6 protein-coding genes are annotated in these 7,066 nt (G+C 45.4%); all 6 read right to left on the bottom strand.

Annotation, left to right across the window (positions count from 1 at the left end; all coding sequences use genetic code 11):
- Positions 1-102 precede the first annotated feature (102 nt).
- Positions 103-1,062 (bottom strand): ABC transporter permease, encoded by a 960-nt coding sequence (locus AB5916_RS11755; RefSeq protein ID WP_158420842.1) that lies wholly within the window; start codon positions 1,060-1,062, stop codon positions 103-105.
- A complete protein-coding gene (locus AB5916_RS11750; protein WP_368190989.1) occupies positions 1,055-2,206 on the bottom strand; it encodes an ABC transporter permease in 1,152 nt (383 codons plus the stop codon). Before AB5916_RS11750 ends, AB5916_RS11755 begins: the two co-directional genes overlap by 8 nt.
- The gene (locus AB5916_RS11745; protein ID WP_368190988.1) at positions 2,206-3,768 is read right to left on the bottom strand and encodes an ABC transporter ATP-binding protein; all 1,563 of its coding nucleotides are present in this window, start codon (positions 3,766-3,768) and stop codon (positions 2,206-2,208) included. The genes AB5916_RS11750 and AB5916_RS11745 overlap by 1 nt, the downstream gene beginning before the upstream one ends.
- A 107-nt stretch (positions 3,769-3,875) precedes the next feature.
- Entirely contained in the window at positions 3,876-5,000 is a 1,125-nt protein-coding gene (locus AB5916_RS11740; RefSeq protein WP_158420845.1) for a BMP family protein, read from the bottom strand.
- 118 nt (positions 5,001-5,118) lie between these two features.
- Entirely contained in the window at positions 5,119-5,583 is a 465-nt protein-coding gene (gene rpiB / locus AB5916_RS11735) for a ribose 5-phosphate isomerase B (RefSeq protein ID WP_158420884.1), read from the bottom strand.
- Between the two features lie 186 nt (positions 5,584-5,769).
- Positions 5,770-7,008, bottom strand: coding sequence for an AGE family epimerase/isomerase (locus AB5916_RS11730; RefSeq protein ID WP_368190985.1), 1,239 nt, complete (start codon positions 7,006-7,008; stop codon positions 5,770-5,772).
- Positions 7,009-7,066: the final 58 nt, after the last annotated feature.

The following is a 7,066-nucleotide window of genomic DNA, read 5'->3' as shown; positions in this document are numbered from 1 at the left end:
AACGCCGGGCTTTTCGAAGCTCGGCGTTTTGTGTTGGATATATAAAATGAGCTGCCGCACGTTAGTGCGACAGCCCCATTCTGTTTTGTAAAGCAAGGAAACTTAGCGTTTACCTTTATCGTAGATCTCTCCAAGTGCCCGCGGAGCCTGATTATGCTTGGAAAACAACATAAGCAGCAGCAAGGTTGCTACATAAGGAAGGATCATGATCAAATCTGAATAACTGCTGGGCAGCCCCAGGTTCTGCACGATCTGATATCCCCCAGACTTGGCAAAGCCAAACAAAAGGCAGGCTCCCAAAGTGGGAAGGATCTTCCAGTTACCGAAGATCAGCCCTGCAATGGCCAGATATCCATATCCTACATAAATGCTGGAAGAAAATTTAGCAGAAATGGAATAAGCAAAGGAAATACCCGCCAGCCCGGACAATGCCCCGGACATCATAACTGCTTTTACCCGCACTTTTGCCACATCAATACCAGCCGCATCCACAGCATGAGGGTTATCCCCACAGGCACGTACATGCAGGCCAAACCGGGTCTTATACAGCAGGTACCATGCCACAAAGGCAAGCACAAGGATCACAACCTCAAAGGGATAAATATTGGTAAAAACCGCTCCCAGAACCGGAATCTTTGAAAGCCCCGGAACTGTCCATCTGGCAGAAACACCCAGATCAAATTTGTCCGAAGGTGTCCCAAATACAGATCGGTTAATCACCTTTGTAAGGAATGCAGTAAGTGCCATGGCCAGAATGTTGATCACAACACCGCTGATCACCTGGTTCGCCTTGAAACGTACACAAAGCAAGGCATGAAGCAAAGAAAAAATCATACCGCCGATCATGGCAAACAAAAGTGCCACATAATAAACAGCAGAAGAATCCACACTGGTAAACTGCATCAGCATATATGCCACCAGCGCACCTGTAAAAGCCCCAAAGCCTTGCAGCCCCTCCAGTGCCAGGTTGGTCACACCGCTTCTCTCACTGTAAATACCGCCGATTGCCATAATAAAAAGGGGAAGTGCAAAAGAAAGGCCATCTATAATTACATTATTCATGAGATTCCCTCCTTTCGTTCTTCTTGTCAAGGTTCTCTTTGGCTTTATCCACTCTGTACCGGATATACATATCACAAGCTGCAAAAAGCAGGATCAGTCCTGTGATAACAGATGCGATCTCCGCATCTACCCCAAGAGAGGAACTCATATAGGTACTTCCTTTGCTGATAATGTTGATCAGGAAGGAAGAACCCAGGATTCCAACTGGATTGGAATGTCCCAGGATCGCCACAGCAATGGCATCAAAGCCTGTGCTTGACAATACCTTGGGCTGTATGGACGCATAATAGCCAAGGTAATAAGACGCTCCTGCAAGGCCTGCCAGAAGTCCGGAAATCATCATGGCAAGGATCATATTCTTGCCAACCGGAATACCTGCATATCTGGAAGCCTTCTGATTGGATCCAACTGCCTTTAATTCATAACCAAGAACCGTTCTGTCAAAAATATATTTCACAATGACAACAACGATCACCGCCAGAATAATTCCCAATGGAATGTCAAATTTCAGATCTCCGATCTTTGTACCAGAAAGGGTAAGCCTGGCTTCACTGCTCACGGTCTGGGACTGACGGGAAATAGGATTTACGTATCTTGTGTTAATAAAGAAACCTACCACGTACTCAATAATATAATTCAGCATAATAGAGGAAACAACTTCATTAATGTTAAATCTATATTTGAGAAAACCAATCAGGCCTCCTACCAATGCACCCACAGCAGCTGCCACAAGGATCACCAGCGGCTTGGCGATCGGTGCGCTTAATGTGCTGTATCCAACCGTGATCGTAGTGATAAAACCTGCTGCCAGCATCTGTCCGGATACACCAATATTAAAAAGCCCGGTCTTCAAGGCAACTGCCACAGACAATGATGCAAAGATCATAGGAGTCCAGCAGTCCATAAAGCTGAACAAGTCTGTAAGCATACTCTTCCCGCCTGCATATTTGGCCTTAGGCAGGATCCCGGAGCCCTGAAGAAGATTCACATATGCATCAAGAGGATTCTTTCCAAGCAAAAGCAGTACCACTGCCCCTACCAGAAGACTGATCAATATGGCAAATAACGGAATCGTAAGAAACTGATATTTTTCATTTCCCAGAAATCTTACCAATAGATTTCCCTTTTTCTTCTTTTCCTGCATCAGTCCTTCACCTCCCTGCCATCTTTGTCATTCTCATTCTTTACACCCATCATAAACTGTCCAACCTCTTTGGTGGTCAGGGTGCTGGCATCTGCGATCTTCTGGATCTGTCCGTTGTAGATAACCCCGATGGTATCTGCCAGATTCATGATCTCATCCAGCTCCAGGGAGATCAGAAGAATAGCCTTGCCCTTGTCACGCTCTGCCAGGATCTGCTTGTGGATATTCTCAATCGCTCCGATATCCAGACCTCTGGTAGGCTGCACAAAGATCAGAAGCGGGGTATCCTGCTGGATCTCACGGGCAATAATGGCTTTCTGCTGATTACCGCCGCTCATGGAACGTACCTGTGTACGGTTCCCCTGTCCGCTTCGCACATCATATTCCTGTATCAGCTTTTCCCCGTAAGTCTCAAATTCTTTTTTATTCAGGATGCCCTTTTTGGAAAAAGGCTCCTTGAAATAATTCTTCAATGCCAGATTGTCTTCCAGGGTAAAATCCAGAATCAGTCCATAGGTCTGCCGATCTTCCGGAATATAGGCAATCCCCTCAAGAGTACGCTTCCGGATGGAATATTCTGTAATATCCTTTCCATTCAGCAGGATCTGCCCGCTGTGAGCTTTCATCAGCCCAGCAATGGCATCTGCGATCTCAACCTGTCCGTTGCCGGATACTCCTGCAATGGCAAAAATCTCCCCTCCATGAACAGAGAATGACACATTCTTTACTACCTGGAATTTATCCTCATTTGTGACTGTAAGATTCTTAACATCAAGGACAACATCACGGAACTTTGCAGGAGTTTTGTCCAGGGTAAAGGACACCTCACGCCCAACCATTTTGCTGGCCATCTCTTTTGTACTGGTAAACTGCACATCCAGAACATCGATCAACTCACCTCTGCGGAGAATGGCACATCTGTCAGCTACTTTTTTAATTTCCTCCAGCTTATGTGTGATCAGGATGATCGTCTTTCCTCCATCCCGAAGACCCTTGATGATCTTCAGAAGAAACTCAATCTCCTGTGGGGTAAGCAATGCGGTAGGCTCATCGAAAATCAGGATTTCAGCTTCACGGTACAGCATTTTCAGGATCTCCACCCTTTGCTGAACAGACACATTAATATCCGAGATCACTTTCTTTGGATCTACTTCAAGTCCGTACTGTCTGGAAAGGCGGGCAATCTTCTCATTTGCCCCTTTAATGTCAACATATGGAAAAATCCCCAGTGCTTTCTTTACCGGTTCAATCCCCATGATAATATTCTCAGCAATAGTATAATTGGAAACCAGTTTGAAATGCTGATGCACCATCCCGATATTCAGCTGGGTAGCATATCTTGGGGAACTGATGATCTCTTTCTTTCCCCGGATATAGATCTCCCCTTCATCTGGTTCATACATGCCGAAAAGCATGCTCATCAACGTAGACTTCCCTGCACCATTCTCACCAAGGATCGCATAGATCTCTCCTTTTTTGATCTGAATGGTCACATCCTTATTGGCAACGATCCCTGGAAAACGCTTGGTAATATGCCGCATTTCCACAATGTAATCTGCCATGCTTCTTCCTCCTTCTGAAAAAGGGGCGTTGTATAATACAACACCCCTCTTATTTCATGGAAAACTCAGAAAGGCCGGCATGCAGTCTCTCTGTCTTCCTTTAGATCTTATAATCCGGTAAAGTTGTCCGGAGTCATCTCGTTAAAGTTAGCTGCCGGTACGATCTCTCCACTCTTTACTTTTGCAAAAGCTTCATCGATCTTGGAAATTGTATCCTCGGAAAGCTGGCATCTCTCTGGATCGCTTACATATCCTGTAGAATCTGTATCTGCGCCAAGAAGGGCATTCTCACCCTTGAAGCTGCCATCTTTTACGTTGTTCAGCTGAAGCTCTACGTTCTTGTCCATGATCTTCAGTGCAGAAGTAAGCATAATATTGGAATCTCCGTTCACACCATCATTGTACTGGTCAACGTCACAGCCGATCACAAAAACACCCTCTGCCTCTTTTGCTGCTGTGAACACACCGTTGCCGGATGCACCAGCTGCAACAAACATAATATCTACACCCTCATCGATCAGGGCTTTTCCAACAACCTTACCAGTTGCCTCATCAGAGAAGGTACCGATATAGTTACCGCCTACGTTTGCGCCTGTTACATCTGTACCTGCGTAGGAAGGAAGCTCAACGATCTCAGCTTTGGCATCATAATTCTTCACAGCATAGTTCACACCGGACATAAATCCGTACTGATAGTTAACGTTGGAAGGATAAGCGATACCATTTACAACTGCAACCTTACCTGTCTTTGTCTCCAGGGCTGCTGCAATACCTGCACAGAAACCGCTCTCCTGCTCCTTGAACTGCATTGCATATACATTGTCGTAAGCAGTCTCTTCTCCATCCTCATTGGTAGGATAAGAATCAACAAGAACAAAATCCACCTCAGGATTCTCTTCTGCGATGGTGCCGATCCCTGCAAACTGGAATCCGCAGCATACGATCACATCATAATCTGCTACGATATCTGCCACTGCCTGTACAGCTGCTGCAGTATCACCTGTTTCTTCTTTGACAGGTGTTACCGTAGAATCCGGGTTCGCATCAATAAAGTCCAAAATACCTTCGTAGTTGTTCTGGTTGAAAGATCCATCATCTACACCTGATGGAGAGCTGACAATGGCAATCTTCAGAGCAGCGCTGGAATCCTCTGCAAAAACGGAAGTACCAAAACCGGTAAGCATTGTCACAGCTGTTGCAGCACTTAACAGAATACTTAATGCTTTTTTCATGAATATCCTCCTTATGCTTTGCGTATACGCCCTGTCTGGGGCATCTGTATATTGATTACTCTATAAGTATAACGCATTTTCAGTTTCCCTGTCCAGTCAAATATATGTCTTGCCTTAATTATTCGTGCCATTTTGCTCCGTATTTTTCTTCAATATCAGAGATCATCTGCACACGCACTGCATGACGTCCTCCCTCAAACTTGGCGCCAAAGAACTCATCAACGATCATTTTGGCCAGCTCCGGTCCTACTACACGTGCACCCATAGCAATAATATTGGCATTATTGTGCTCTACTGTAAGCTTTGCGGAATATGGTTCGCTGCACACAGCTGCACGGATCCCGGGAACCTTGTTAGCAGCCAGGGAAATACCAATACCTGTACCACAGATCAATACACCTTTCTCTACTTCTCCACGCATAATTGCTTCTGCCACTTTCAGACCAGGTTCTGGATAATTCACCTTTACATTTGGATCGTATGCACCGTAATCCACGCATTCATACCCTTTTTCCTCCAAGTGCTCCTTCAGAATGTTTTTCAGTTCGATGGCAACATGGTCGCATCCAAATCCTACCTTCATATTTTCTCCTTTCGTCATCGGGAAGAAATACTTTTTCGCTTTTCCAGCTAAACTTCCCAAAATAATTGATTCAGCCTTATTATACTATACCATTTTCAAAAGTACAGATAATTTTATGATACCAGGTTCAAAACAAAATTCCCCCACCTATGTCTGCACAAGGGTGAGGGAATGATATCCAAATTTCTATTTTGTTTCTGCTTTCACAGTTGCCGCAATAGACAAAGAAGGAGTATGGATAGGAATCAGAGTTGCCTGCAAAGCATGGTAAATATCGGATTTTCCGGGCCATACAGTTTCCAGCAAATGATTTTCCCTGTCAAGCTGATGGAACCAGGAACCATTCACATGATCCAACACTTTCTCATCCAGATATCTCATAAATGCCTGATAGTCTGCAGCATATTTTTCTTTTCCGGTTACATGATAAAGAACTGCGGAAGTATTCAGTGCTTCTGCCAGAGTCCAGTGCATCCTGTCATGTACCACCGGATGTCCTTCCCAGTCTGTAGTATATACGATCCCCGGTGCACCATCGGCTGCCCATCCATCTGTCACTGCCTGATTGTACAGTTTCTCTGCTGCCAGGATATACGGCTCTGCTCCTGTCTTGTCCTCTTTATATGTAGAAAGTGCCCACTGGGTAATCAGCCTTGCCCATTCGATCCCATGCCCTGGGGTGGCACCATAGGGCTTAAACTGATCATCCGGTCGTTCTTTATTGCATTCCAGATCCGGTTGCCAGTCACTGGTAAAATGCTCCGGGATCCGCCAACTGTTATTTTTTGCCCAGCCAACTACATGGTCAATAATACGGCCTGCCCGTGTACGGTATTTTCCATCGCCCACTGCATCTGCGACTGCCAGAAAAGCTTCCACTGTATGCATATTTGCATTTATGCCTCTGTAAGGATCCAGCTGCGTAAACTCTGTATTCCAGGTATCGCAGGAAAGACCTTGTTCCTCATTCCAGAAACGGTGATCATATACATCCAGTGCGTCTTCCAACAGTTCCTGTGCGCCATTTCTTCCCGCCAGGATCCCGGATGTAGCTGCCAGAATCACAAATGCATGCGCATAGCACTGCTTAGACGGAACAATTTCACCACAGCTTGTAAGTCCTGCATACCAACCGCCATTTACATCGTCATGAAGTTCTCCCTTAAGACCCTTTAAAGCCGCATCTGCAAGAGCTTCACTTCCTTCATGTCCCAGCATGCTTCCAATGCTGTATACATGAGCCATACGTGCGGTGATCCAGGTTTCACGATTTCTGTCCTTCCAGGGCGTTCCATCATCCCCCAGGTAATATGAGCTTCCTCCCGGTGAAGGGAACTGATGTCCAAACCGCAACAGCCCTTCCCGCATTTCTTTCAGAAACTGTTTGTTTTCCTCTGTCCCAAGCATATATTTTCTGTTTTCCATATTTAACTCCTTATATCAAAATTATCAATTTCAAAGTACTTCGTAAATACGATCTGCT

The sequence above is a fragment of the Blautia sp. 1033sp1_1033st1_G9_1033SCRN_220408 genome (genome assembly GCF_040929965.1).
Taxonomy (GTDB): domain Bacteria; phylum Bacillota; class Clostridia; order Lachnospirales; family Lachnospiraceae; genus Blautia_A; species Blautia_A ammoniilytica.
Note: the sequence above shows the minus strand (reverse complement) of the source record. Positions and strands in the feature narration are given on the sequence as shown.

Excerpts from the sequence above, each read along its gene's own strand:
- AB5916_RS11755 (WP_158420842.1), bottom strand. The coding sequence starts at position 1,062 with ATGAATAATGTAATTATAGATGGCCTTTCTTTTGCACTTCCCCTTTTT.
- AB5916_RS11750 (WP_368190989.1), bottom strand. The coding sequence starts at position 2,206 with ATGCAGGAAAAGAAGAAAAAGGGAAATCTATTGGTAAGATTTCTGGGA.
- AB5916_RS11745 (WP_368190988.1), bottom strand. The coding sequence starts at position 3,768 with ATGGCAGATTACATTGTGGAAATGCGGCATATTACCAAGCGTTTTCCA.
- AB5916_RS11740 (WP_158420845.1), bottom strand. The coding sequence starts at position 5,000 with ATGAAAAAAGCATTAAGTATTCTGTTAAGTGCTGCAACAGCTGTGACA.
- rpiB (WP_158420884.1), bottom strand. The coding sequence starts at position 5,583 with ATGAAGGTAGGATTTGGATGCGACCATGTTGCCATCGAACTGAAAAAC.
- AB5916_RS11730 (WP_368190985.1), bottom strand. The coding sequence starts at position 7,008 with ATGGAAAACAGAAAATATATGCTTGGGACAGAGGAAAACAAACAGTTT.